This is a genomic window from Enterobacter sp. CC120223-11 (assembly GCF_900215375.1).
Classification (GTDB): Bacteria; Pseudomonadota; Gammaproteobacteria; order Enterobacterales; family Enterobacteriaceae; genus Scandinavium.
In genome coordinates, this window is sequence record NZ_OBEF01000003.1 from 140618 (window position 1) to 166607 (window position 25990).

Here is a 25990-nt window from a genome sequence, read left to right on the forward strand (position 1 = left end):
CTCAAACCGGTCGGTTGTGTTATAATTTGCGACCTTTGAATCCGGGAAACATGTAGAGGGATAGCGGTTAGATGAGCGACCTTGCGAGAGAAATTACACCGGTCAACATCGAGGAAGAGCTAAAGAGCTCCTACCTGGATTATGCGATGTCGGTGATTGTTGGCCGTGCGCTGCCAGATGTCCGAGATGGCTTAAAGCCGGTACACCGTCGCGTACTTTACGCCATGAACGTACTGGGCAATGACTGGAACAAAGCCTATAAAAAATCTGCCCGTGTCGTGGGCGATGTCATCGGTAAATACCACCCTCACGGCGACTCCGCGGTGTATGACACCATCGTCCGTATGGCCCAGCCGTTCTCGCTGCGCTACATGCTGGTAGATGGCCAGGGTAACTTTGGTTCCGTTGACGGTGACTCCGCTGCGGCGATGCGTTATACGGAAATCCGTATGGCGAAAATCGCCCATGAGCTGATGGCTGACCTGGACAAGGAAACCGTCGATTTCGTGGATAACTATGACGGCACGGAAAAAATCCCTGACGTCATGCCAACCAAAATTCCAAACCTGCTGGTGAACGGTTCGTCCGGGATCGCGGTGGGGATGGCCACCAACATTCCGCCGCACAACCTGACGGAAGTGATCAACGGCTGCCTCGCCTACATTGATGATGAAGACATCAGCATTGAAGGGCTGATGGAACACATTCCAGGGCCAGACTTCCCGACCGCCGCCATCATCAATGGTCGCCGCGGCATTGAAGAAGCCTATCGCACCGGTCGTGGTAAAATTTACATCCGCGCTCGCGCGGAAGTAGAAGCTGACGCGAAAACCGGCCGCGAAACCATCATCGTGCATGAAATTCCGTACCAGGTGAACAAAGCTCGCCTGATCGAGAAAATCGCCGAGCTGGTCAAAGACAAACGCGTGGAAGGCATCAGCGCGCTGCGTGACGAGTCTGATAAAGACGGTATGCGCATCGTGATTGAAATCAAACGCGACGCGGTGGGTGAAGTGGTTCTCAACAACCTCTACTCCCAGACACAGCTTCAGGTCTCCTTCGGTATTAACATGGTTGCGCTGCACCATGGTCAGCCGAAGATCATGAACCTGAAAGATATTCTGAGCGCATTCGTGCGTCACCGCCGTGAAGTGGTGACCCGTCGTACCATTTTCGAACTGCGTAAAGCGCGCGATCGTGCGCACATCCTTGAAGCGCTGGCTGTGGCTCTCGCCAACATCGATCCGATTATCGAGCTGATTCGTCAGGCGCCGACCCCGGCAGAAGCGAAGGCGGGTCTGATCGCGCGTCCATGGGATCTCGGTAACGTCGCGGAAATGCTGGAGCGTGCGGGCGACAATGCCGCGCGTCCGGAGTGGCTGGAAGAGCAATTCGGCGTGCGTGACGGCCAGTATTACCTGACCGAACAGCAGGCTCAGGCGATTCTGGATCTGCGTCTGCAGAAGCTGACCGGCCTCGAGCATGAAAAACTGCTCGACGAGTACAAAGAGCTGCTGGAGCAGATCGCTGAACTGCTGCACATCCTGGGCAGCGCAGACCGTCTGATGGAAGTGATTCGTGAAGAACTGGAACTCGTTCGCGAGCAGTTCGGTGATGCGCGTCGCACCGAAATCACCGCCAACACCGCTGACATCAACATCGAAGACCTGATCAACCAGGAAGACGTTGTGGTAACGCTGTCGCATCAGGGCTATGTGAAGTATCAGCCGCTGACCGATTACGAAGCTCAGCGTCGCGGTGGTAAAGGTAAATCTGCGGCCCGCATTAAAGAAGAAGACTTTATCGATCGCCTGCTGGTGGCCAACACCCATGACACCATTCTGCTGTTCTCCAGCCGTGGTCGTCTGTACTGGATGAAGGTTTATCAGCTGCCGGAAGCGAGCCGTGGTGCGCGTGGACGTCCAATCGTCAACCTGCTGCCGCTGGAAGCCGACGAACGTATCACCGCTATTCTGCCGGTTCGCGAGTACGAAGAAGGCGTGAACGTCTTTATGGCGACCGCCAGCGGTACCGTGAAGAAAACGGCGCTGACCGAGTTCAGCCGTCCTCGTTCTGCCGGGATCATCGCGGTGAACCTCAATGAAGGTGATGAGCTGATCGGCGTTGACCTGACCAACGGCAACGACGAAGCGATGCTGTTCTCTGCCGCCGGTAAAGTGGTGCGCTTTAAAGAGAGCGCAGTGCGTGCCATGGGCCGTACCGCCACCGGCGTTCGCGGCATCAAACTTGCGGGCGAAGACAAAGTTGTTTCGCTTATCATCCCTCGCGGTGAAGGCGCGATCCTGACCGTCACCCAGAACGGCTACGGTAAGCGTACGGCGGAAACGGAATACCCGACCAAGTCACGCGGCACGCAAGGCGTTATCTCGATCAAAGTGACCGAGCGTAACGGTTCTGTTGTCGGCGCGGTTCAGGTTGTGGACAGCGATCAGATCATGATGATCACCGATGCAGGTACGCTGGTGCGTACCCGCGTGTCGGAAGTCAGCGTGGTGGGTCGTAACACCCAGGGCGTTATCCTCATTCGCACCGCGGAAGATGAAAACGTGGTGGGCCTGCAGCGCGTTGCAGAACCGGTTGACGAAGAGGAACTCGACGCTATCGACGGCAGCGTTGCCGAAGGTGATGACGAGATCGCTCCGGAAACGGACGCTGACGACGACGTGGCGGATGACGCCGACGAAGAGTAATCGTCTGAAAACGTGATGATGGGGCCAGCACTTGCTGGCCCTTTTTCTTAGAACATTGCGAGGGGGGCGATTTACCGCTACCTTAATCGCATCTTTACGCATGCACACGGCTCAACGTTGAAATACCTCGTCTCTTTTCGCACGACTCTGAAAGTCTCCCGCTATCTGTTCCGGGCGCTGGCGCTGCTCTTCTGGCTGCTGATTGCCTTTGTGTCGGTGTTCTACATCGTCAATGCGCTGCACAGCAAAGAGGCGGAGATTCGCCAGGAGTTTAATCTCAGCTACGATCAGGCTCAGCGCTACATTCAGCGCACGTCAGACGTAATGAAAGAGCTGAAATACATCGCTGAAAATCGCCTCAGTGCGGAAAACGGCGTGCTCTCTTCACGTACTGAGAAAGATGAAACCGAGGTGCCAGAGTTTGAGCCGCTGTTCCAGGATTCTGACTGCGGCGCATTGAGCAATAACTGGCGTGGCTCGCTGGAGTCGCTGGCGTGGTTTATGCGCTACTGGCGCGACAATTTCTCTGCGGCCTACGATTTGAACCGCGTGTTCCTGATCGGCAGCGACAATTTGTGCATGGCAAACTTTGGCCTGCGCGACATGCCAGTTGAGCGTGACCAGGCCCTCAAAACCCTGCATGAGCGCATCGTGAAATACCGCAATGCGCCCCAGGAAGAGCGCGGCAGCAATCTCTTCTGGATAAGTCAGGGACCGCGTCCGGGCGTGGGTTATTTCTATGCGCTGACGCCGGTTTACCTTGCAAACCGTTTACAGGCGCTGCTGGGTATCGAACAAACCGTTCGTATGGAAAACTTCTTCACGCCGGGCAACATGCCAATGGGGGTGACCATCCTCGATGACAGCGGCCAGCCTTTGATTGCGCTCACCGGCGGGGAAAACAAACTGAACATCGATCCGAAATGGATGCTGGAGCGAGCATGGTTTGGCTACACGTCCGGTTTCCGCGATCTGGTGCTGAAGAAAAATTTGCCGCCATCTTCCCTGAGTATTGTCTATTCGGTTCCGGTCGATTCGGTGCTTGAACGTATCAGGATGCTTATCCTCAATGCTGTGCTGTTAAACATTCTGACGGGTGTGGCGCTGTTCACTATGGCGCGGATGTATGAGCGCAGAATCTTCCTGCCGGCAGAAGCTGACGCGCAGCGACTGGAGGAGCATGAGCAGTTCAACCGTAAAATTGTGGCTTCCGCACCGGTCGGCATCTGTATTCTTCGCACCCTGGATGGCACCAATATACTGAGTAACGAGCTGGCGCATAACTACCTCAATATGCTCACTCATGAAGACCGCCAGCGCTTGACGCAGATAATCTGCGGCCAGCAGGTGAACTTTGTCGACGTGCTCACCAGCAACAATACCAATCTGCAAATCAGCTTCGTCCATTCGCGCTATCGTAATGAAAACGTGGCGATATGCGTGCTGGTCGACGTCTCATCGCGCGTGAAGATGGAAGAGTCTCTGCAGGAAATGGCCCAGGCCGCCGAGCAGGCTAGCCAGTCCAAATCCATGTTCCTTGCGACGGTGAGCCATGAGCTGCGCACGCCGCTGTACGGCATCATTGGTAACCTCGATCTGCTGCAGACCAAAGAGCTGCCGAAGGGGGTCGACAGGCTGGTGACGGCGATGAATAACTCGTCGAGCCTGCTGTTGAAAATCATTAGCGACATTCTCGATTTCTCAAAGATTGAATCAGAACAGCTGAAAATTGAGCCGCGCGAATTTTCTCCACGCGAAGTGATGAGCCACATCACCGCCAACTATCTGCCGCTGGTGGTGCGCAAACAGCTGGGGCTTTACTGCTTCGTAGATCCGGACGTACCGCAGCAGCTGGCGGGCGATCCGATGCGTCTGCAGCAGGTGATTTCCAACCTGCTCAGTAACGCTATCAAATTCACCGATACAGGCTGCATTATTTTGCATCTGCAGCGCGATGAAGATTATCTCAGCATCAGCGTGCGCGACACCGGCGTGGGTATTCCGGCCAAAGAAGTGGTGCGCCTGTTTGATCCGTTCTTCCAGGTCGGCACCGGTGTGCAGCGTAATTTCCAGGGAACAGGGCTTGGGCTGGCTATCTGCGAGAAGCTGATCAACATGATGGACGGCGACATCTCGGTGGATACCGAGCCGGGTATGGGCAGCCAGTTTACTATTCGAATTCCGCTGTACGGTGCACAGAATCTGAAGTCAGTGACGGTGGAAAGCCTTGCAGGCAAACGCTGTTGGCTGGCGGTACGCAATGCTTCCCTGGCCCAGTTTGTCGAATCTCTGCTGATGCGCCACGGTGCTGAAGTGCTGGCCTGGGAGGGGCAGACGCCACAATCAGACGATATGCTCATTACCGATGATGAGCTGACGCAGCCGTGGAAAGGGCGCGGGGCGATCGTGTTCTGCCGCCGCCATATCGGCATCCCGCTGGAGCGTGCGGCTGGCGAGTGGATCCACAGCGTCGCGTCACCGCATGAGCTGTTGGCGCTGTTGGGCCGTATATACAGCATCAGCGTCGAGGATGCTGAACGCGGCGGAGATCTGCCGTCGGCAGATAATATCACCACTGCAAATGATGACATGATGATTCTGGTGGTGGACGATCATCCGATTAACCGCCGTTTACTGGCCGATCAGCTTGGCTCCCTCGGCTATCAGTGCAAAACGGCCAATGACGGTGTCGATGCGCTGAATGTCCTGAGTAAGAATCACATTGATATCGTGTTAAGTGATGTGAACATGCCAAATATGGATGGTTACCGTCTGACGCAGCGTATTCGCCAGCTGGGGCTGACCTTGCCGGTGGTAGGGGTGACAGCAAATGCGTTGGCGGAAGAGAAGCAGCGCTGCCTGGAGTCTGGTATGGACAGCTGCCTGTCAAAACCGGTGACGCTGGATGTGATAAGCCAGACGCTGGCGGTTTATGCCGCGCGGGTCAGGAAAAGCAGAGAGGCTTAAGGCCTGTAAAAGAAAACCCCGGAAGTCCGGGGTTTTTTGTGTTTCGCTTCAGCGTAAAAGGTCGTATTAGTCTTTGTCTGCCGGGCTCAGGGTAACGGAAGAGAGGTAGTTCAGCAGGGCGATATCGTTTTCCACGCCAAGCTTCATCATTGCCGACTTCTTCTGGCTACTGATGGTTTTGATGCTGCGGTTCAGCTTCTTGGCGATTTCGGTGACCAGGAAACCCTCTGCGAACAGGCGCAATACTTCACTCTCTTTTGGTGACAGACGTTTGTCGCCGTAGCCGCCCGCGCTGATTTTTTCCAGCAGGCGGGAAACGCTTTCCGGGGTGAACTTCTTCCCTTTCTGCAAAGCGGCCAGCGCTTTAGGCAGGTCGGTTGGTGCGCCCTGTTTCAGGACAATCCCTTCAATATCGAGATCCAGAACGGCACTCAGAATCGCCGGGTTATTGTTCATTGTCAGAACGATAATCGACAGGGCCGGGAAATGGCGTTTGATGTATTTAATAAGCGTAATACCGTCACCGTACTTGTCTCCGGGCATGGAGAGATCGGTGATCAGCACATGGGCGTCCAGTTTCGGCAGATTATTGATAAGTGCAGTGGAGTCTTCAAATTCGCCGACGACATTCACCCACTCGATTTGCTCAAGTGATTTGCGAATACCGAACAGTACAATCGGATGATCATCGGCAATAATAACGTTCATATTGTTCATGTATTAGGCTACCTTGCTACATCAAGCTTTTGACGTAGGCGTCAATGTCGCTGATATATTTCTCTGTGCCGGGCGCATCTTTTTCACGAATAAGATGCTCCAGCGTTTCACATAACTGCTTGCCGGGTACCAGATTCAGCATGGCAAACACCCCTTTAAGGCGGTGAGCCGTCTGTGCCAGTGCAGCAAAATCATTTGTCGCTGACTCAGTATACAGCCTCTTAACATCATCCGGAACCGTGTCAACAAACAGCGCATAATAACCGCTGGCATGAAGCTCGGCGTTTTCATTTACACCCGCGGGTGTTTCCAGTAACTCTCCCTGTGCCAGTTGTTCTTCTATTAACTGCAGCACTGCTTCCTGCATGGCATTACTGATATTGAAATTGACCCGCAAAAGGCCTGGGCCCATTTTGCGAATACCGGCCTCATCATCGCTTAAAAGCAGGCCAGGCGCAGTAAGATTAGACGGATTATCCGTTAAAAACAGATCATATTCTTGACTTGTTAGCCGCTCGTCCGGGGAGATGCAGCTTGCCCCCCAGTTTTCCAGCTGTCTCACCACTACGCTGCGCACCTCATTGGAAGTGATGTCGATCATCGCAATCACTTCGTCGAGCAGCTTTTCTTCTGACTCCGTCTCCTGCTCACGTGGCGTCATTTTGACGTGCAGGGAGTAGCGTGTGCCTAAGGATTCTCGTGCTTTGATGTTGAGGTGACCACCGAGCTTCCGCGCCAGCTGATCGCACAGCCAGAAGGTGAGGGCGTTGGCTTTGCCAAACCGGTCTTCGTGGGTTTCATTCAGGAAAGGGAAATGAAGATTGTCGATTTCGCTGTTGGTGACCCCGTTGCCGGTGTCGAGAATGCGGAAGGTGAGGCGATCTTCTGCGGATTCATCTTCTGTAACGTCCAGAGTTACCTTGCCGATTTGTGTAGTGATGACGGCATACTGAATCAACATCAGCAGAATACGCTTCAGGGCTTCCCGATCGCCATGGCGCTGCTCGCTGGCGGCCAGGTGATTATTAATCAGCAGCTGCAGCCCTTTGCGTTTGATAACTGGCAGGACTTCAGGCACGACTTCATCTATCAGGTCCTGAATCGAGAAGAGTGCCGACGTGCCTTTCCAGCCGTCGCCTTCAAGCATGTTAGCCAACTGGATCTCATCGACCAGGCGCACAAGCGTATCAGCCTGCTGGGCAAGCTTATGATGATCATCAGTTGGCAGCGCGGCGGCTTCCTCCGCCAAAGTGCGAACCGGTTGTTTAAGCGCCTCACCAATATTCTGCATAAAAGCGACGCGGCCCAGCTGATTTTTCTCGTACAGGCGCTGGGCCTGTTTGAGCTTTTTGTTCACCAGCACTTCTTTATCCTGATCGCGAATAATGAAGATCTGGGTTCGCGGTGCCACCTGGCTGCGGAACTGACGGATTTCATAGAGTTCGTTATTGATGGTGGCCTGAATAACGCCCTGATGCTGCTCCGCCATGCTGGTAATGTTTTGCAGATTCAGATGCGGCAGCAGGTGATCGGCAATTTTGTTGCTGATCACCGTCCGGTTAGATTCCTGGTCGTGCACCAGCAGCCCCAGCGGCAGCACAGAGACAATCTCTTCGTTGATGGCTTTCAGTACGCGGAGTTCGGTATTGGCGGCACCCGACGTGCCGGTGTCCGTCTGGCGACGGCCGGAATAATGGCGAAACGTATTAAGGCCAAACAGCGCCAGCGCCAGCAGGCCGATATTCAGCAGCAGCGGCAGTAAAATATTCTGTAGCGTATCGAGTAGCAGCGTGCCGAGGGGCACCTGCCAGATGAGTCGCATGCCGGTGGAGTTTACCGAAGAGGCAATCTCAATGCGCGAGCTGTTGAAATTGATCCTCACGCTGTCGGCGGCTTCTTTATCCTGGCTGCGGAGATTTTTTTGCGTCGGATCCGGTTCGAGGCGGAAACTGTCCAGCGCCATGCCCGGTGGAATCAGGTCGTTAATCGGTAAATCGAAAGCCACCACGGTCGCCAGATGGCCCGGCTGATTGAAGGTGGTGCGCAGCGTGAAGTAATGACCATTTTGCCAGGCGAGGCGTCGCAGGGAAGAGAAAGTTTCACGTTCATCCAGGGTATTGGCCTGCTGGAGCATCTCCGCACGACGGGAATCAACGATACTGCCAACGGTGGACTCTTTGAACCCGGCTGACAAATCTTTCAGCGGCAGCGTGGAGATCAGTATCAGGCTATTGTCCTGGCCGTTGAGATAGTACATCGACCACGGGACGGTTTCCGCGCCCCACAACGTATCCAGGTAGCCCGACATCTTCTGTGTCATGTCGAGCGTCGTACCATCATGGGAGCCGAAAATCAGCGCTTCTGTCTTGCGACGCGGTTTTTCCAGGTAGTAGACATCCTGCTTCAGCCGCGTTTCCTGCAGGCCTTCATTCGCGGAAGGTGCCGTGGCTGACGCGGCGATATTGTCATAGATTTGCCAGGTGGCGTAGCGCCAGGTATCGATTCGCTTGTGAATCGAATGGGTCATGTCGACAATCTGGTAGCTTTTATCCTTGAGCCAGGCGTTTACCGCGCTCTGGATCATCACGCCCATGGTCACCAGTAGCACGACGATCAATAAAAGGAAGAAACGGGTAATGCTCCCAGGCATGAGAGAAAACTTGTTGGGAAACGTCGTGTCGGAATGACTCATTAGTGTGTGTAATCCATGATGACTGCACCAAAAAACGCGTTAAAGCCCCGCTTACTGCTTAAGTAAAACCCCGGATAGCGGGTTTCAGCGGTCGATTGTCAAGGCAACGCCAGCAGGCAGTATAAAGGGTAATGCGTCAATTTCCACATTCTACCGTCGGTTGGCTGATATCTGAGCAGTCTGCATACTCTGCATACAAAGATGTACATTGTTACATTTGCTGTACAAATATTTACGCCTGAAGTCCTGATAATAGCACGAAATAACAAGAGATTATTTAATGCCTAGCCAAGAAAGGTTTTTTTTCCAGCGGGGATGATTACTTAATAGTCGTTATGATTTCGCGGTGGTAGCACATGGCGATTAATATTGCGTAAAGAAAGGTAAAAAAAAACCGGATGCGAGGCATCCGGTAGAAATACGAGTAAACAGACATTCAGAACTGAATGACGGTAATAAATAAAGTTAATGATGATAGCGCTAATTATTTTAGAGATCGTCGAGGGTTTTGTTTTGTCATTCGGTGCTATACGAAAGAGGTGTTTTAATTTGCTGATATTCATGTGTTTTTTATTGTTTTTGATTATTGGTGCTATATTTTTTCACATTTTGTGGCATTGAAAAGTTCCCTTATATTTACAAAATGAAACATCTAGTGGGTAAATTGAAACACCTTAAAAGTTCTCGTATCATTTTCTTGTTGGATATTTCTGTATTTTGCAGCACAATGGGTTTGCCGACTGATTAGAAGGTTAATCAGTAAGCAGTGGCATAAAAAAAGGCATATAACAGAGGGTTAATAACATGAAAGTTAAAGTACTGTCCCTCCTGGTACCAGCACTGCTGGTAGCGGGCGCAGCAAATGCGGCTGAAATTTATAACAAAGACGGCAACAAATTAGATCTGTACGGTAAAGTAGACGGCCTGCACTATTTCTCTGATGACAAAGGCGCAGACGGCGACCAGTCCTACATTCGTTTCGGCTTCAAGGGCGAAACTCAGGTTAACGACCAGATTACCGGTTACGGCCAGTGGGAATACAACGTTCAGGCGAACAACGTAGAAGGTTCTGCTGACCAGGCGTGGACCCGTGTTGGCTTCGCTGGTATCCGTGTTAAAGATGCAGGTTCCTTCGACTACGGTCGTAACTACGGCGTAGTTTACGACGTAACTTCCTGGACCGACGTCCTGCCAGAATTCGGCGGCGACACCTACGGTTCTGACAACTTCCTGCAGTCCCGTGCTAACGGCGTTGCAACCTACCGTAACACCGACTTCTTCGGTCTGGTTGATGGCCTGAACTTTGCTCTGCAGTACCAGGGCAAAAACGGCAGCGTTGATGGCGAAGGCGCAACTCAGAACGGTCGTGGCGCTCTGAAACAGAACGGTGACGGCTTCGGCGGTTCTATCACTTATGACCTGGGTGAAGGCTTCGGTCTGGGTGCTGCAGTTGCGAGCTCTAAGCGTACATCTGAGCAGAATACAGCTGCATACATTGGTGAAGGCGATCGCGCGACCACTTATACCGGTGGCCTGAAATATGATGCGAATAACATCTACCTGGCTACTCAATACACCCAGACTTATAATGCAACTCGTTTCGGTTCAAAAGTCGGTGTAGACGATAACGGTAATGCAACTGCTGGTGGTTTTGCTAACAAAGCACAGAACTTCGAAGTGGTTGCACAGTACCAGTTCGACTTCGGTCTGCGTCCATCCATTGCTTACCTGCAGTCCAAAGGTAAAGACCTTGGCAATGGCTACGGCGACCAGGATCTGGTGAAATATGTTGATGTTGGTGCGACTTACTATTTCAACAAAAACATGTCCACCTATGTTGACTACAAAATCAACCTGCTGGACGAGAACGACTTCACCCGCGCAGCTGGCATCGGTACCGATGACATCGTAGCACTGGGTCTGGTTTACCAGTTCTAATCGACTGTTAAGCTGATAAAAAGGGTCCTTCGGGGCCCTTTTTTATTTTTTGTTTAACCTTGCTGGTGTACCCTTGCGCGCAAACATGAGGGGCATTACGTATGGATTTCACTTCTTTTCGCGCGGCACTGATCGCCGTCGCTCTTGTTCTTTCCGGCTGTGATAATGGCACACCGGCCAACACCACTCCTGCTTCGTCCGCAACCGTGCTTGAAGGTAAGACAATGGGCACCTTCTGGCGGGTCAGCGTCATTAATATTGATAAAGATAAAGCCTCAGCGCTGCGCGAGAAGGTGCAGGCACAGCTTGATGCTGACGACATGCTCTTGTCGACGTGGAAAAATGATTCGGCCTTAATGCGTTTTAACCGTTCAACGAGCACCTCACCATGGCCCGTCAGTGAAGCGATGGCGGATATTGTGACGGAGTCCCTGCGCATAGGCGCCAAAACCGATGGCGCGATGGACATTACCGTCGGGCCTCTGGTGAATTTATGGGGGTTCGGCCCGGACAAGCAGCCTGTCAAAACCCCGACGCAGGATCAGATTGACGCGGCGAAAGCACGGACGGGCCTTAAGCATCTGCGCGTGATAAACCAGTCCGGCAGCCAGTACTTACAGAAAGATCTGCCCGATCTCTATGTCGATCTCTCCACCGTGGGCGAAGGCTATGCCGCCGATCACCTGGCGCGTTTAATGGAACAGGAAGGGGTCTCCCGCTACCTGGTTTCTGTAGGGGGGGCTCTGGTCAGTCGCGGCATGAACGCTGAAGGGCAGCCATGGCGCGTGGCTATCCAGAAGCCTACCGATCGGGAAAATGCCGTGCAGGCGATCGTAGACATTAACGGTCACGGCATCAGCACCTCCGGCAGCTACCGCAACTATTATGAGCTTGATGGCAAACGCATTTCGCACGTTATCGACCCGGTGACAGGCGCGCCGATTCAGCACAAGCTGGTATCGGTAACGGTGATCGCCACCACCGCGCTGGAAGCGGACGGCTGGGATACCGGGCTGATGGTGTTAGGGCCGGAGAAAGCCAAAGAAGTGGTGCGTAAGCAAGGGCTGGCGGTGTACATGATTGTTAAAGACGGCGACGGTTTCAAAACCTGGATGTCGCCACAGTTTGAAACCTTCCTCGTCAGCGGCAGAAATTAAAAAGCAAGAATGGCGGTTTTTTTCACCGCCGTCTGCGCCAGACTCAGGCTAACCTTGTAAGAGAGCCGGAGCAGGTATGAAAACAAAATCACCTTTTAATGACGAGTCCCGCTGGCAGGCGGTGCTCGACAGAGATCAGACCGCCGATGGTCAGTTCGTGTTTGCGGTACAGACCACCGGTATCTACTGTCGCCCCTCTTGCCGGGCGCGTCACGCGCTGCGCCAGAATGTGCGCTTCTATGTCGATGCTGATGCCGCAGAAAATGCCGGGTTTCGTGCCTGCAAACGCTGCCAGCCTGACAAGGCCGATCCTCAGCAGCAGCGTACCCATAAAGTGGCCGCAGCATGCCGTCTGCTTGAACAGGAGCGCACGCTGACCCTTGATGAGCTGGCGCGGGAAGTGGGCGTCAGCGCATATCATTTTCATCGTATGTTCAAGTCCGTCACCGGAATGACGCCGAAGGCATGGCAGCAGGCCTGGCGTGCCCGGCGACTGCGTGAAACGCTGGCCTCCAGCGACAGCGTGACGGATGCTGTTCTGGCGGCAGGTTTCCCGGCAAGCAGTAGCTACTATCGCAAGGCCGACAGCAGCCTCGGGATGACGGCGAAACAGTATCGACGCGGCGGCGACGACCTTCCGGTGCGCTTCACGCTGGCGTCCTGCTCACTGGGCCGCTGCCTGGTGGCGGCCAGCTCGCGCGGCATTTGTGCTGTCCTGCCCGGCGACAACGACGAAACGCTACTCCGGGAGCTGGAACAAATTTTCCCTCATGCGCAACGTGAAAAAGCGGATCAGGCTTTCAGCCAGCTGGTTGCGGAGGTGATCGCCGTGCTGGACGGCAAGCATTCTACCGTACAGCTGCCGCTGGATATTCGCGGCACGGCGTTCCAGCAGCAGGTCTGGCAGGCGCTGCGCGATATTCCGACGGGTGAAACCCGCAGCTATCAACAGGTGGCGCAAAGCATCAATAAGCCGAAAGCGGTGCGTGCGGTGGCCAGTGCCTGCGCGGCGAACAAACTGGCGTTGCTTATTCCCTGCCATCGGGTTGTGCGGCAAAGCGGGGCGCTGTCCGGTTATCGCTGGGGCGAGGCGCGCAAAGCCCAACTGCTGCGGCGTGAAACAAAACAGGAGGGCTGATCGTGCTGGATCTTTTCGCTGATACGCCACCCTGGCAGGAGCCGCTGGCCCCCGGGGCGTACATTCTCCGTCGCCGGGCGCTGGCTGAGGCACAAGGGCTGATCGCAGCGATTACCGATGTATCTGCCCAGTCGCCGTTTCGCCAGATGGTCACGCCCGGCGGATACACCATGTCCGTAGCGATGACCAATTGCGGTAACGTCGGCTGGACGACCAACCAGCGGGGCTATCTGTATGCCAGCATCGACCCGCAAACAGGCAATCTGTGGCCCGCCATGCCGGCAGTATTTTTGTCTCTGGCGCAGGCGTGCGCGCAGGAGACAGGGTATGAAAACTTCCGGCCCGATGCCTGTCTTATCAACCGTTATGCACCGGGGGCTAAACTCTCGCTGCATCAGGATAAAGATGAGCAAGCGCTGCAGGCCCCGATTGTATCCGTTTCGCTGGGGCTGCCCGCTGTTTTTCAGTTTGGCGGCCTGAAGCGCAACGATCCTCTTCAGCGTGTATTACTTGAGCACGGTGACGTGGTGGTTTGGGGTGGCGAATCCAGACTGTTTTATCACGGTATTCAGCCGCTTAAAGAGGGGCATCATCCGGCTACTGGCGCCTGTCGCTATAATCTCACCTTCCGCCATACCTGAAATAGCAATAAAAATAAGAATTATTCTTGATGTGACGCGCAGGCCGTTTAAACTGCTGGCTGTTTTGACTGCCCGGAATGGTTTGTATGCAACTTCTTCTTCTGGTCTGGCGGCAGTATCGCTGGCCCTTTATTGCCGTTATGGCCCTGAGCCTGTTGAGTGCGGCGCTGGGTATCGGCCTTATCGCCTTTATTAACCTGCGCCTGATTGAAAGCGTCGATGTCTCCCTGGCCGTGCTACCAGAATTTCTCGGCCTGCTGCTGCTGCTGATGGCGGTCACGCTTGGCTCCCAGCTGGCGCTGACCATACTCGGGCATCATTTTGTCTATCGCCTGCGCAGCGAATTTATCAAACGTATCCTCGACACGCAGATTGAACGGGTGGAAAAACTCGGCAGCGCCGCGTTACTGGCCGGCCTGACCAGCGACGTGCGGAACATCACCATTGCGTTTGTGCGCTTACCTGAACTGGTGCAGGGGATCATTCTCACCTTCGGCTCTGCGGCCTATCTGTTTTTCCTGTCGGGCAAAATGCTGGCGATCACCGCACTGTGGATGGCACTGACCATCTGGGGCGGCTTCGTGCTGGTGGCGCGGGTGTACAAACACATGGCAACCTTGCGCGAGACGGAAGATAAGCTCTATCACGACTATCAGACCGTGCTGGAAGGGCGCAAAGAGCTGACCCTGAACCGCGAACGTGCCGAACACATCTTCAATAACCTCTATATTCCGGACGCCAAAGAGTACCGCCACCACATTATTCGCGCCGATACGTTCCACCTCAGTGCGGTGAACTGGTCGAATATCATGATGCTCGGCGCGATTGGCCTGGTATTCTGGATGGCGAACAGCCTCGGCTGGGCCGATACCAACGTCGCGGCGACCTATTCGCTAACGCTTTTATTCCTGCGCACGCCGCTGCTCTCTGCCGTTGGCGCGTTACCCACGCTGCTCAGCGCTCAGGTCGCGTTCAATAAGCTGAACAAGTTTTCTCTGGCGCCGTACCGTGCAGAGTTCCCTAAACCTCAGCCGCACAGCAACTGGCAAACGCTCGAGCTGCGCGATGTTGAATTCCATTATCAGGACAACACCTTTGCCGTCGGGCCTGTCAACCTGACGCTGAAACGCGGCGAGCTGGTGTTCCTGATTGGCGGTAACGGCAGCGGAAAATCAACGCTGGCGATGCTGCTCACCGGGCTGTATCAGCCGGTCTCCGGGCAGATTCTGCTCGACGGCGAGCCGCTGGCGGCAGATAAACCGGAAGACTATCGCAAGCTGTTTTCCGCGGTGTTCACCGACGTCTGGCTGTTCGACCAGCTGCTGGGCCCGGAAGGGCAGCAGGCGAAGCCGGAGTTGGTGGCGAAATGGCTCGACCACCTGAAAATGGGGCACAAGCTGAAGCTGGAAAACGGTAAGATTCTCGACCTGAAGCTATCGAAAGGGCAGAAGAAGCGCGTGGCGCTGCTGCTGGCGCTGGCGGAAGAGCGGGATATTATTCTGCTGGATGAGTGGGCCGCCGATCAGGACCCGCATTTCCGCCGGGAGTTTTACCAGGTGCTGCTGCCTTTGATGCAGGAAATGGGTAAGACCCTCTTCGCCATTAGCCATGACGACCACTACTTTATTCACGCCGACAGGCTGCTGGAGATGCGTAACGGTAAGCTCAGCGAGCTGACCGGTGAGGAACGCATTGCGGCTTCCCGCGATGCCGTCGCCCGCACGGCCTGACCCTCAACGCCCCTTTTCAGGGGCGTTTGCTCTCTTTTTCACCGTTCCGACCCGCTGTTTATTATTTTTTACATTCACTCGCGCTATGCTTAGGGCCAGAATACCGTCTTTCCCTTCAAGGATTGCCAACCCATGTCCGTGTTTCATAAAAACAGCGCCAGGCTACGCGACCAGGAGCGTGCCCGTCTTATCTGGCTGTTAACCACCGATAAAGCCATCACTTCGGCGCTGACTAACAAACTCACGCTGGCCGAGCAGTACGATGAAGGGCAGTTGGCCGATGACATCGCAGAAGTCGGTGCGCTGGTTGCGCATTTGCCCGCGCCCGATCTCGCGGACACTCTCGAAGCGTTGCCTTCCGATGAGCGCCATGCCCTGTGGGGGCTGGTGGAGGACAGCAAGCGCGGTAATGTGCTGCTGGAAGCGTCTGAAAACGTCTATGACGATCTGATCGACGGCATGAGTGACAAGGCGCTGCTCGACGCGCTGGAAACGCTCGATATTGATGAAAAAATCTATCTTGTTCAGCACCTTCCTCGCGATTTGACCGGCCGTCTGCTGGCAACGTTGCCGCCGGAAGAGCGTGCGCGGGTGCGGCAGGTGATGAATTACGCCCACGACAGCGTCGGCGCTATCATGGAGTTCGAAGTCATCACTATTCGCCCGGACGTGACGCTTGGTGCGGTGCAGCGCTATTTGCGTCGTCTCGGCAAAATGCCGCGCAACACCGACAAGCTGTTCGTCACCGATCGTGATAAAACGCTGCTGGGTGAACTGGAGCTGCAAACCATTCTGCTGAATCCGGCGCAGCGCCATGTCTCTGAGGTGATGGAGGCTGAACCCGTTACTTTCCACCCGCAGGAAGACGCCGAGAAGGTGGCGCGCACGTTCGAACGTGATGACCTGGTGAGTGCCGCGGTGATCGATGCCGAAGGCAAGCTGATGGGGCGTCTGACCATCGATGAAATCGTGGACGTGGTGTACGAAGAGACGGACAACGACATGCGCCAGATGAGCGGCCTCAGCAACGATGAGGACGTCTTCGCGCCGGTCAGCAAAGCGGTGAAAACCCGCTGGGCGTGGCTTGCCATCAATCTCTGCACCGCGTTTATCGCCTCGCGCGTGATTGACGGCTTTGAGCACACCATTTCACAGCTGGTTGCGCTGGCCTCGCTGATGCCGATTGTTGCCGGCATTGGCGGGAATACCGGCAACCAGACCATCACGATGATCGTGCGCGCGCTTGCGTTGCAGCATATTCAGCCAGGGAACTTCTCGTTCCTGATATTACGTGAAATGGGCGTCGCGCTGATCAATGGCCTCGTCTGGGGCGGTATTATGGGCTGCGTTACATGGTGGTTGTATGACGACCCGCAGCTTGGTGGCGTGATGATGCTGGCAATGGTGCTGAACCTGCTGGTGGCCTCGCTGATGGGCGTGCTGATCCCGATGATCATGACGAAGCTTGGGCGGGATCCGGCGGTCGGCTCAAGCGTGATGATCACGGCCATCACCGACACCGGCGGATTCTTTATTTTTCTTGGGTTGGCGACGGTGTTTCTGCTTTAAGCGCATGGCGCTTGCGGATGTGGCGCGGCACCAGTGCCAGCAGCACTAAGCCTGCCAGCACCCCAATCGCCAGGTTGCCGGTGCTGACCGTGGCAACCACCGTTGCCAGCATCACCACCGTGGCAGACCACGGCGTTTGCTTCAGCGTGGCGGGCTGAACGCTGTGCCAGCTGAAGGTTTTGACGGCCACAATCGCCATGATCCCGGCGAGCACGGCCATCGGGATCTTCGCCATCACCTGGCTCAGGCCCGTCACCAGCAGCAAAAGCACCAGGCCTGCGACCAGCGTGGAAAGACGGCTGCGGCCTTTACCCATCTCTACGTTAACAATGGTCTGGCCAATCATCGCACAGCCCGCAATGCCACCGTAAAAACCAGCCAGAATGTTAGCGATGCCGAGCCCGGCACTCTCGCGCGCCTTGTTCGATGGCGTGGCGGTTAAATCATCCACCAGTTTTGCCGTCAGCAGCGACTCCATCAATCCCACGAAGGCGATACTGAGCGCACAAGGCCAGATAATTTGCAGCGTTTGCAGATTGAGCGGCACCAGCAGCTCTGTCAGCACCGGCAGGCCGCCGCTCATCGAACCTTCATCGCCGACCGTCGGCAAAATCTGGCCGCTGAACAGGGTATAAAGTGTCAGGACGACGATCGCAATCAGCGGTGAAGGCACGCTTTTGATGACTTTGGGTGCCCAGAGAACAATCAGCAGCGTGGCGGCAAACAGCGCCAGTATCAGCGGATTTTTGCTCCAGAAGTGAGGCACCTGAGCAAAGAAAATCAGAATCCCCAACGCGTTCACAAACCCGGTCATCACCGCCTGAGGAATATGGCGCATCAGTTTTGCCATGCCGAGCAGGCCAAAGGCTATCTGAATCACGCCCGCCATCACCACGGCAGGCAAAATGTACGCCACGCCGTGCTGATGGACCATCGGGCCGATAACCAGCGCTACAGAACCTGCCGCCGCCGTCACCATCGCCGGGCGACCGCCCAGGACAGACATCGCCAGACATAGCACGACCGACGCAATCAGGCTGACTTTTGGGTCAACGCCTGCAATGACCGAGAAGGAGATAACCTCCGGGATCAGCGCCAGCGCGGTGATTACGCCCGCCAGCGATTCGCGCAGCATAAGCGAAGGTGAGCGCACGATGTGAGTCAGCGCAGCGGATTCAGCAGCAGTGTGGGTATGGTGAGTATCAGGCATAGAGAAAGTAAGGTTATGAATACGGGATTTACCATAAGCCAATGGCTGTGCGATAAGTCACAAAACGGGCGATATTACCGCTTTGCGTCACATTTCGCCAGTAGCAATACGCATTTCTGAGATACATTTATTAAACATTTTTATAACAGATCTCAAAACAGAACTTAAATTTTAAACAATATTTAAATCTTTCATCGTCAGTGCTAACGTGGTTTTCCCCGAATCGTTTCACCTGCGCTAAAACAAAAAACGCGAGTACAGTAAGGCTCATTAAATGACGAAAAAGATGGCCGTACGTCGCTCAAAGGCGGTGGATTTGCCTGCCGAATCGCTGGCAGAGAAGTCCCAAGCCCCTCACGAGCACCAGACGGATGTATTGTTGATTGGCGGTGGCATCATGAGCGCCACGCTGGGAACCTGGCTTCAGGAACTGGAGCCGGACTGGTCTATTACTCTGGTCGAGCAAATGGAAAGCGTCGCCGAGGAGAGCTCCAACGGCTGGAACAACGCCGGTACCGGCCATGCCGCACTGATGGAACTGAACTACACGCCGCAGAAGGCGGACGGTTCCGTCAGCATCGACAAAGCCATCGAGATCAATGAAGCCTTCCAGATCTCGCGCCAGTTCTGGGCGCATCAGGTCACACGCGGCGTGCTGCAACAGCCGAAGACCTTTATCAATACCGTGCCCCATATGAGCTTCGTCTGGGGGGAAGATAACGTGAATTTCCTGCGCGCCCGCTATGCCGCGCTTCAGCAGAATTTGCTGTTCCAGGGAATGCGCTACTCCGAAGACACTGAGCAAATTAAAAAATGGGCTCCGCTGGTGATGGAAGGGCGCGACCCGCAGCAGAAGGTCGCGGCCACCCGTACCGAGGTTGGCACCGATGTAAACTACGGCGAAATTACCCGTCAGCTGATTGCCGGGCTACGCAGCCACGACAACTTCTCGTTGCAGCTCAACACTGCCGTGCGTCGTTTTAAACGCAACGCCGACAACAGCTGGACGGTGACCGTCTCCGACGCGAACGACCGCAAGGTTCGCCGTAAAATTCGCGCGAAGTTTATCTTCATCGGCGCGGGTGGGGCGGCGCTCAAGCTGCTGCAACAAACGGGTATTCCGCAGGCGAAAGAGTATGCCGGCTTCCCGGTGGGGGGCCAGTTCCTTGTCTGCGAGAACCCTGAAGTGGTTAACCACCACCTCGCGAAAGTGTACGGACAGGCCTCCGTTGGCGCACCGCCGATGTCGGTCCCGCACATTGATACCCGCATCATCGACGGTAAACGCGCCGTGCTGTTTGGGCCGTTCGCGACGTTTTCCACCCGCTTCCTGAAAAACGGTTCGCTGTGGGATCTGCTGGCCTCCACCAACAAATCGAACATTCTGCCGATGATTAACGTCGGCCTGGACAACTTCGACCTGGTGAAGTACCTCGTCGGGCAGGTTATCCAGAAGGACAAAGACCGACTGGCGGCGCTGAAAGAGTACTACCCGATGGCGAAAAAAGCCGACTGGCGTCTGTGGCAGGCGGGCCAGCGGGTGCAGATCATCAAGCGTGACGCTGATAAAGGCGGTGTGTTGCGTCTTGGAACCGAAGTCGTTAGCGATGATGAAGGTACGGTTGCGGCTCTGCTTGGGGCTTCACCGGGCGCATCGACGGCGGCACCGATCATGCTGCATTTGCTGGAACAGGTCTTTAAAGAGAAAGTGAAGTCAGCGGCATGGCAGGAAAAACTGCGTGCAGTGGTGCCGACCTACGGCAGTCGTCTGAGCGGTGATCCACAGGCAATTGAGCGGACTCTGGCGTACACCAGCGAAGTACTGGGTCTGCGTTATGAGAGGGACACCGTTGCGGACCCGGTCCCGCAGGCACACTTTACGCCTCCGCTGGTGGAGTTAAAACCCGTCGCGGATATTGCACTGTGAAAGACTGAAAACAAAAAACCCCGGAATTCGGGGTTTTTTATCGCTGATTAACGCTGTTCTGCGTTCTGAACGGTCTCTTCTGCTTTCCAGATGCGGTATTTCACGTCCACGTTTTCCGGGGTGTAGACCACAATCGGCAGCTTGCTGTTGTAGCGAACCATTCCCTCATCGCCCAGAAACGCGGTGACAAATTTCTCCGTTTTCTTACCGTCCGGGCAGGCCATCATGGTAGAAACCGGCGAACTCACTTTGTCCACTACGTAGTAGTCATAGCCCCAGCCTTCCAGCGTTTTGCTTTCCAGTTTCGCGCCGAGACGGTGTTGGTTACAGTCCACCTCCAGCGTCTGGCCAACCAGCAATTCCACTTTGTAACCCGACTCGTCTTTTTGCTCCGGCAGCGTAATCACTTGACGCTTCATGCCTTTTTCAGCCGTTGGATAAGGTGCAACTTTTTCCAGCGGCGTGGTGGAAGCCACTGCGCTGGCTGAAACGCAGGCCAGAGAGAGAAGGGCGACGGCAAATTTAGCGGTGTTTTTCACTGTTAATCCTTGTGATCAGTTAGCAACCGGCGGATCGTAGCATTCTTACGCTGAAGAAAAAGTCGGATTTACCCTTATTTTAATAAGAAGTGGTGATAAATGCTGGTGAGGTGCGAGAAGGGGGAGAAATCCCTGCGACAGAGTGTCGCAGGGAAGAGGTATTACGGTGTAACGATGTTAAACCAGAACTCGAACTTGTCCATGTAGCTCATCAGTTCGCTCAGCTTAGCGGCATCACCGGTAATTTTCATATCACCGTTGTCTTTCGCCTGCTGGACGGTTTCCTGTTTCAGGATAATGCGGTTCAGCGTATCGCGAGACATGGTAATGGTCGCGTCTGCATCAGCTGCCTGAGAATTAGCCGTGTGGTTAAGCACGCCGTTTTCCATCTCGACTTTATATTTACCCTGATCGCCGAAGTCGAAGTTCAGCAGGATCTTCGCGTTCGCCGCTTTGATGCCGTCCACGTGAACACCCATGTAGTCAAAGAACATTTCTGGGGTCATAGCACGCACGGTGTCCGGGCTGGCGGTGTTCGGGGTCGGTCCTTTCAGCACGCCGTTACGCAGTTCCTGCGCACCGGTCAGGTAGAAGTTACGCCATGTGCCTGCTTCAGCCTGGTAGCCAAGCTGCTCGAGCGCATCGGCTTCCAGATTGCGTGCCGCTGCGTTGTCCGGATCGGCAAACACAACCTTGCTTACGACCTGAGCAACCCAGCGGTAGTTACCCTGAGCGTAATCCGTTTTGGCCTTAGCAAGAATCTTATCGGCGCCGCCCATGTAATCAACATACTTCTTCGCAGCATCAACCGGTGGCAGCTCATCAAGCGTAGCCGGGTTGCCATCGAACCAACCGAGATAGAACACGTAGGTGGCTTTCACGTCATGGCTGACAGTTCCGTAGTAACCGCGGCTAGCCCAGGTTTTTTCCAGCGTTTCTGGCAGTTTGAAGTTTGCCGCGATTTCATCACGGGTCATGCCTTCGTTGGCCATACGCAGGGTCTGGTCATTGATGTAACGGTACATATCACGCTGACCTTTCATCAGCTTCAGAATATTTTCGTTACCCCAGGTCGGCCAGTGGTGCTGTGCGATGATAACGTCAGCATCGTTGCCCCAGCGATCGATAGCGGCGTTGATGTATTTAGACCATGCCAGCGGATCGCGGATTTTCGCGCCACGCAGGGAATAGGTGTTGTGCAGGGTGTGGGTCACATCCTCTGCCGCTTCAATCATCTTCTTCTCTTTCACGTACCACAGCATTTCTGAAGGTGCTTCAGAACCTGGGGCCATCATGAAGTCGTAGGTCAGGCCATCGATGACTTCTTCCTGACCGGTGTGATCGATGATGTTAGTCGGTGCCAGGAGGGTAACGGTACCCGCAGACGTGGTCGTACCCAGACCTGCGCCAACCTGACCTGTCGCTGAAGGTTTCAGCAGGTTGCCGTACTGGTAAGCTGCACGACGGCTCATGGCATTACCGGCCATCACGTTTTCATCAACGGCTGCAGCCATAACGCCTGCTGGTGCGTAGATTTTCACTTTGCCGGCTTTCACGTCTGCTTCGTCAACTACACCACGAACGCCACCGTAGTGATCGATGTGGCTGTGGGTATAGATGACCGCAACAACAGGGCGTTTGCCACAGTTTTTGTAATACAGGTCGAGAGCGGCTTTTGCCGGTTCTGCGGACAACAGCGGATCGACGATGGTGATACCTTTCTCACCTTCGATAATCGTCATGTTGGACAGGTCCTGGTTACGAACCTGGTAAACACCGTCGGTCACTTTAAACAGACCGCCAATGTTGATCAGCTGGGACTGGCGCCACAGGCTTGGGTTAACGGTGGCTGGAGATTTTTCGCCTTCTTTGATAAATGCGTATTTAGCCGGATCCCAAATGATGTTGCCCGTCTCGCCTTTCAGAACGTCCTGTGGCAGCGCAGCGATAAAGCCTTTATGGGCATTGGCAAAATCGGTCCGATCGGCAAATGGCAGCTTCTGGTACAGCGCATTGTTAGCTTGAATCGTGGCTTCGGTTGCTTCTTTTGGCTGGACTGTTGCCAGAGCCGAAGCAGACAAAGACGTCAGCATGCCGGCAATCGCCAGATGCATCGCTATTTTATTGAGTTTCATTACAGAGCCTCTTGGTTTTTACGTGCCAGAGTGGATATTCAGAAATATGAAGCCGTTGAAAAGTCATCCGTTATTCTAGTGATGTGCGGGGTGATGACTAGTGCCATATGGGATTGGAATGCAAAACCTTATTTTCAGCGTGGACAAATGCTATAGTGAGGCCAACGAGATTAAAGAAGAATAAGAGGCAACAGGTGAATTTTGCAGAGCTGCACAGTTACTACATGTCACTCGGGATAGACAGTCATGTTGCTGATCTAAAAGAAAAAGGTGAGCTTATTGGCTATCCAAAAGATCATCGACTGGTGGTGGAAAAAGGCTTTATTTATTTTATTGTCGACGGTTCTGTCGCCATCGCCGGGAAAGATAATGAGCTGATTGCAGGCAATACTATTGAATATATGCCGATTGGATTAATGGAAAGATATTGCCCGCTGGTGGCGTTTGACTATATCGCCATGACGCCGATAAGCGTCATTAAAATCAGCTGGGAGAATTTCGACGCCATCTTTTTTAACTCGGATCCACAGCGACTGACTGAGCTCACCACCATATTAGTTTATATGACGATCTTCAGTCTCGACCTGCACTATGAAAGAAAGCAGCTGACCAGCTATCAGACGATCAAGCCCATGCTGTCGCGCTATCTTTACCGCAGCCAGACCCATAAAAACGAACGCGAAGGGATTGCGGCTTTCATCATGCGCAGAACAAATCTGTCGCGCACGCACGTGTTTCGGGTGCTGGCCGATTTGAAAGAGGGCGGTTACATCACCGTAGAAAAAGGCAAACTGGTGTCGATCAATAAAAGCCTGCCGGAAGAGTATTAAGAGCCCGGCGTGGCGTATCCGCCGATAACAAACCACGCCAGAAACGCGACGGCGACGATAAAGACCAGAATGGGAAAGGCGATACCAATGCGCATAAAACCTCGCTGAATCAGAAACAAAAAAGCCAGCCTTTTCGGGCTGGCTTTTTCACAGAAGAGTTGGTCGGCACGGAGAGATTCGAACTCTCGACCCTCGCCACCCCATGACGATGCGCTACCAGGCTGCGCTACGTGCCGACTCAGGTGAATAATAGTACCGCGTTCCATTGTGAATGCAAGACGGCTCAGGCCAAGTGATTCAAAAATAATCAATCAGTTAGCGATAAATCGTTTCTCTTCTGTCAGCACCTGCAGCAGCAGACTGAGCTGCGGCTTCTCGTTATCAATCTTTTGATCCTGGCGATCCCAGGTTTTGTAGCTGCCGTTATGATTCAGCACTACGGTGACCTGAGGCGTGGTGATGGCCAAATCTGAATTACTCGATGCCGTTACCCAGTTATGACGGCGTGTGGCGCTGAAAAGATCCTGACCCTGAGAGTATTCATTCGCAGGCGTGCTGACGTGCAGCAGGCGTTGCATCAGCGTTGTCATCACGTCTTTATGATCGGTCAGCGTGGCAATTCTCTGCGCTGGAGTGCCTGGCCAGTGAATGACCAGCGGCACCTGGAGCGCTTCACGGGACCAGTCAAAGCCGTTGCCGGATTTGTCCAATGGTACGCCATGCGCCCCGGTGATGATGACGACCGTTTTATCGAGCTTGCCGGACTCTTTCAGTGCGGTGAGCACGCGTGCAATCTGGCTGTCAACATCCGCTACGGCGCGGGCGTAACGGCGATTGAAGTTCTGCTTCTGGCTCTCATCCAGGCTTGTGCCGTTGAGTGAAATCCATGAGAACCAGCGGTTCTCTTCCTGCGCATAGTTGCCGAGCCAGTTTATCCACTGGCTGGCGGTGTCAGCATCACTTTGTGATTTCGACGGCGGCAGAGAGAAGTCAGACAGCAGAGCCTGGCGGTACATTGGGCTGTTGAAACCGTCAGAGGAGAACAGGCCAAGTTGATAACCCTGCTGGTTCAGCGCGGTTATCAGCGCTGCCGGAATGCGTGCTGAAAGTACGCCGTCCATGTAGCCTGGCGAAATTCCGTAGAACAGACCGAAAATACCACTGTCCGTGGCGTTGCCGCTGCTCATGTGTTGGGTAAAGCTGATGTTCTCCCGGGCAAAATCGGCGAGGGCAGGCATCTGCTTTTCAAAGCGGGAATAGTTCAGGCTATCGACGGTGATCAACAGCACGTTCTGCCCCGGCCCCATATCGCGATAACGCAGATCGCTCAGCGGGTATTGAACGGATACGGCTTCCGGGTCGCCCTGTTCGACCAGACGACGCTGATAATCCTGCGCATCCAACAGACCATGTTTTTCCAGAAACTTTCGTGCGGTCATTGGATAGGAGAGCGGTAAATTCGCGCGCTGCATGGTCACCGGGCGATAGAAATTGGCATCGGCCCAGATGTAAATAACATGCGTGGAGACAAAAGCGGTGAACAGAAACCAGGCGACGGGACGCGCATAGTGGCGCCGCCGCGTGAGGCTGCGCAGCTTCTGCCAGCTCCAGGTCGCAAACAGCATTTCAATCAGCAAAATCACCGGCACGCTGATAAACATCAGCTGCCAGTCGCGGGCCATCTCATTCTGATCGGGGTTAATAACCAGCTCCCACACCACCGGGTTCAGGTGCAGGTGGAAGCGGGTGAAGACTTCGCTGTCGATAAGCAACAGCGTCATACCGACGGTGGCGAGGATAGCGGACAAGAACCGCATCAGCCGTTGCGATATGACAATAAAGGTCAGTGGGAAGAGGATCAGCAGATAAGTGGCGAATACCAGAAAACTGAAGTGTCCGACGAGGCTGATATACGAGTACACGCGACCCGACAGCGTCGTCGGCCAGTCGGCGACAAACAGGTAACGGCTACCGAGTACCGAGGCCAGCAGAATGTTGAACAGGGCAAACCAGTGCCCCCAACTGACCATCTGGGACACTTTTTCTCGGTAGGGCTGACGATGAGTCACCATAAACTGTTTGTCGTCTT

At 54.4% G+C, this 25990-nt stretch carries 17 protein-coding genes and 1 tRNA gene; 10 read left to right on the forward strand and 8 right to left on the reverse strand.

All coding sequences use genetic code 11. The features are described 5' to 3' along the window. Positions 1 to 71: 71 nt before the first annotated feature. Both gyrA and rcsC read left to right on the forward strand, forming a co-directional pair. Positions 72 to 2711, forward strand: a complete 2640-nt coding sequence (gene gyrA, locus CRO87_RS04810) for a DNA topoisomerase (ATP-hydrolyzing) subunit A (RefSeq protein ID WP_097161795.1) — start codon at positions 72 to 74, stop codon at positions 2709 to 2711. A 117-nt stretch (positions 2712 to 2828) separates the two neighbouring features. Next, the gene (gene rcsC / locus CRO87_RS04815; protein WP_097161796.1) at positions 2829 to 5678 is read left to right on the forward strand and encodes a two-component system sensor histidine kinase RcsC; all 2850 of its coding nucleotides are present in this window, start codon (positions 2829 to 2831) and stop codon (positions 5676 to 5678) included. 66 nt (positions 5679 to 5744) lie between these two features. Here the strand turns inward: rcsC and rcsB are convergent, their stop codons facing one another. Together rcsB and rcsD are read right to left on the reverse strand one after the other, a co-directional pair. After that, positions 5745 to 6395: a response regulator transcription factor RcsB gene (gene rcsB / locus CRO87_RS04820; RefSeq protein ID WP_097161797.1), complete on the reverse strand. Its 651-nt coding sequence runs from the start codon at positions 6393 to 6395 to the stop codon at positions 5745 to 5747. Positions 6396 to 6411: 16 nt separating this feature from the next. Then, complete coding sequence (rcsD, locus tag CRO87_RS04825; RefSeq protein ID WP_097161798.1) at positions 6412 to 9087, reverse strand: phosphotransferase RcsD; 2676 nt, start codon at positions 9085 to 9087, stop codon at positions 6412 to 6414. Between the two features lie 804 nt (positions 9088 to 9891). Between rcsD and CRO87_RS04830 the strand changes: the two genes are divergently transcribed. The 6 genes from CRO87_RS04830 to mgtE all read left to right on the forward strand — a co-directional run bounded on the left by CRO87_RS04830 (position 9892) and on the right by mgtE (position 17260). Next, complete coding sequence (locus tag CRO87_RS04830) at positions 9892 to 11025, forward strand: porin OmpC (protein ID WP_097161799.1); 1134 nt, start codon at positions 9892 to 9894, stop codon at positions 11023 to 11025. A 101-nt stretch (positions 11026 to 11126) separates the two neighbouring features. After that, entirely contained in the window at positions 11127 to 12182 is a 1056-nt protein-coding gene (apbE, locus tag CRO87_RS04835) for an FAD:protein FMN transferase ApbE (RefSeq protein WP_097161800.1), read from the forward strand. Positions 12183 to 12258: 76 nt separating this feature from the next. Further along, positions 12259 to 13320 (forward strand): bifunctional DNA-binding transcriptional regulator/O6-methylguanine-DNA methyltransferase Ada, encoded by a 1062-nt coding sequence (ada, locus tag CRO87_RS04840; RefSeq protein ID WP_097161801.1) that lies wholly within the window; start codon positions 12259 to 12261, stop codon positions 13318 to 13320. 2 nt (positions 13321 to 13322) lie between these two features. Beyond that, a complete protein-coding gene (gene alkB, locus CRO87_RS04845; RefSeq protein ID WP_097161802.1) occupies positions 13323 to 13961 on the forward strand; it encodes a DNA oxidative demethylase AlkB in 639 nt (212 codons plus the stop codon). A gap of 86 nt (positions 13962 to 14047) precedes the next feature. Continuing rightward, positions 14048 to 15691, forward strand: a complete 1644-nt coding sequence (locus tag CRO87_RS04850; RefSeq protein ID WP_097161803.1) for a multidrug ABC transporter permease/ATP-binding protein — start codon at positions 14048 to 14050, stop codon at positions 15689 to 15691. Between the two features lie 132 nt (positions 15692 to 15823). Next, positions 15824 to 17260 (forward strand): magnesium transporter, encoded by a 1437-nt coding sequence (gene mgtE / locus CRO87_RS04855; RefSeq protein WP_097161804.1) that lies wholly within the window; start codon positions 15824 to 15826, stop codon positions 17258 to 17260. On the opposite strand, the gene CRO87_RS04860 is transcribed toward mgtE, so the two are convergent. Beyond that, a complete protein-coding gene (locus CRO87_RS04860) occupies positions 17223 to 18470 on the reverse strand; it encodes a SulP family inorganic anion transporter (RefSeq protein WP_097161805.1) in 1248 nt (415 codons plus the stop codon). The genes mgtE and CRO87_RS04860 overlap by 38 nt on opposite strands. 274 nt (positions 18471 to 18744) lie before the next feature. Here CRO87_RS04860 and mqo point away from each other — a divergent pair, with 274 nt between their 5' ends. Next, positions 18745 to 20397, forward strand: a complete 1653-nt coding sequence (mqo, locus tag CRO87_RS04865; RefSeq protein WP_097161806.1) for a malate dehydrogenase (quinone) — start codon at positions 18745 to 18747, stop codon at positions 20395 to 20397. Between the two features lie 47 nt (positions 20398 to 20444). Here the strand turns inward: mqo and eco are convergent, their stop codons facing one another. Continuing rightward, positions 20445 to 20936, reverse strand: coding sequence for a serine protease inhibitor ecotin (gene eco, locus CRO87_RS04870; RefSeq protein ID WP_097161807.1), 492 nt, complete (start codon positions 20934 to 20936; stop codon positions 20445 to 20447). A gap of 161 nt (positions 20937 to 21097) precedes the next feature. Further along, a complete protein-coding gene (locus tag CRO87_RS04875; RefSeq protein WP_097161808.1) occupies positions 21098 to 23071 on the reverse strand; it encodes an alkyl/aryl-sulfatase in 1974 nt (657 codons plus the stop codon). Positions 23072 to 23265: 194 nt separating this feature from the next. Between CRO87_RS04875 and CRO87_RS04880 the strand changes: the two genes are divergently transcribed. After that, the gene (locus CRO87_RS04880) at positions 23266 to 23901 is read left to right on the forward strand and encodes a helix-turn-helix domain-containing protein (protein WP_255252481.1); all 636 of its coding nucleotides are present in this window, start codon (positions 23266 to 23268) and stop codon (positions 23899 to 23901) included. Here CRO87_RS04880 and CRO87_RS22470 read toward each other — a convergent pair. From CRO87_RS22470 to yejM, 3 genes are all read right to left on the reverse strand, one after another. Next, complete coding sequence (locus CRO87_RS22470) at positions 23898 to 23996, reverse strand: YoaK family small membrane protein (protein WP_141398666.1); 99 nt, start codon at positions 23994 to 23996, stop codon at positions 23898 to 23900. The genes CRO87_RS04880 and CRO87_RS22470 overlap by 4 nt on opposite strands. Positions 23997 to 24060: 64 nt before the next feature. Continuing rightward, positions 24061 to 24137 (reverse strand) — tRNA-Pro (locus CRO87_RS04885). 75 nt (positions 24138 to 24212) lie between these two features. Then, positions 24213 to 25973, reverse strand: coding sequence for an LPS biosynthesis-modulating metalloenzyme YejM (yejM, locus tag CRO87_RS04890; protein ID WP_097161809.1), 1761 nt, complete (start codon positions 25971 to 25973; stop codon positions 24213 to 24215). Between the last annotated feature and the right edge of the window lie 17 nt (positions 25974 to 25990).

Bases quoted from the DNA above. Each gene is read 5' to 3' on its own strand.
- CRO87_RS22470 (WP_141398666.1), bottom strand. From the start codon at position 23,996: ATGCGCATTGGTATCGCCTTTCCCATTCTGGTCTTTATCGTCGCCGTC.
- gyrA (WP_097161795.1), top strand. From the start codon at position 72: ATGAGCGACCTTGCGAGAGAAATTACACCGGTCAACATCGAGGAAGAG.
- CRO87_RS04860 (WP_097161805.1), bottom strand. From the start codon at position 18,470: ATGCCTGATACTCACCATACCCACACTGCTGCTGAATCCGCTGCGCTG.
- mgtE (WP_097161804.1), top strand. From the start codon at position 15,824: ATGTCCGTGTTTCATAAAAACAGCGCCAGGCTACGCGACCAGGAGCGT.
- rcsB (WP_097161797.1), bottom strand. From the start codon at position 6,395: ATGAACAATATGAACGTTATTATTGCCGATGATCATCCGATTGTACTG.
- ada (WP_097161801.1), top strand. From the start codon at position 12,259: ATGAAAACAAAATCACCTTTTAATGACGAGTCCCGCTGGCAGGCGGTG.
- CRO87_RS04850 (WP_097161803.1), top strand. From the start codon at position 14,048: ATGCAACTTCTTCTTCTGGTCTGGCGGCAGTATCGCTGGCCCTTTATT.
- yejM (WP_097161809.1), bottom strand. From the start codon at position 25,973: ATGGTGACTCATCGTCAGCCCTACCGAGAAAAAGTGTCCCAGATGGTC.
- rcsD (WP_097161798.1), bottom strand. From the start codon at position 9,087: ATGAGTCATTCCGACACGACGTTTCCCAACAAGTTTTCTCTCATGCCT.
- mqo (WP_097161806.1), top strand. From the start codon at position 18,745: ATGACGAAAAAGATGGCCGTACGTCGCTCAAAGGCGGTGGATTTGCCT.
- CRO87_RS04875 (WP_097161808.1), bottom strand. From the start codon at position 23,071: ATGAAACTCAATAAAATAGCGATGCATCTGGCGATTGCCGGCATGCTG.
- CRO87_RS04830 (WP_097161799.1), top strand. From the start codon at position 9,892: ATGAAAGTTAAAGTACTGTCCCTCCTGGTACCAGCACTGCTGGTAGCG.
- apbE (WP_097161800.1), top strand. From the start codon at position 11,127: ATGGATTTCACTTCTTTTCGCGCGGCACTGATCGCCGTCGCTCTTGTT.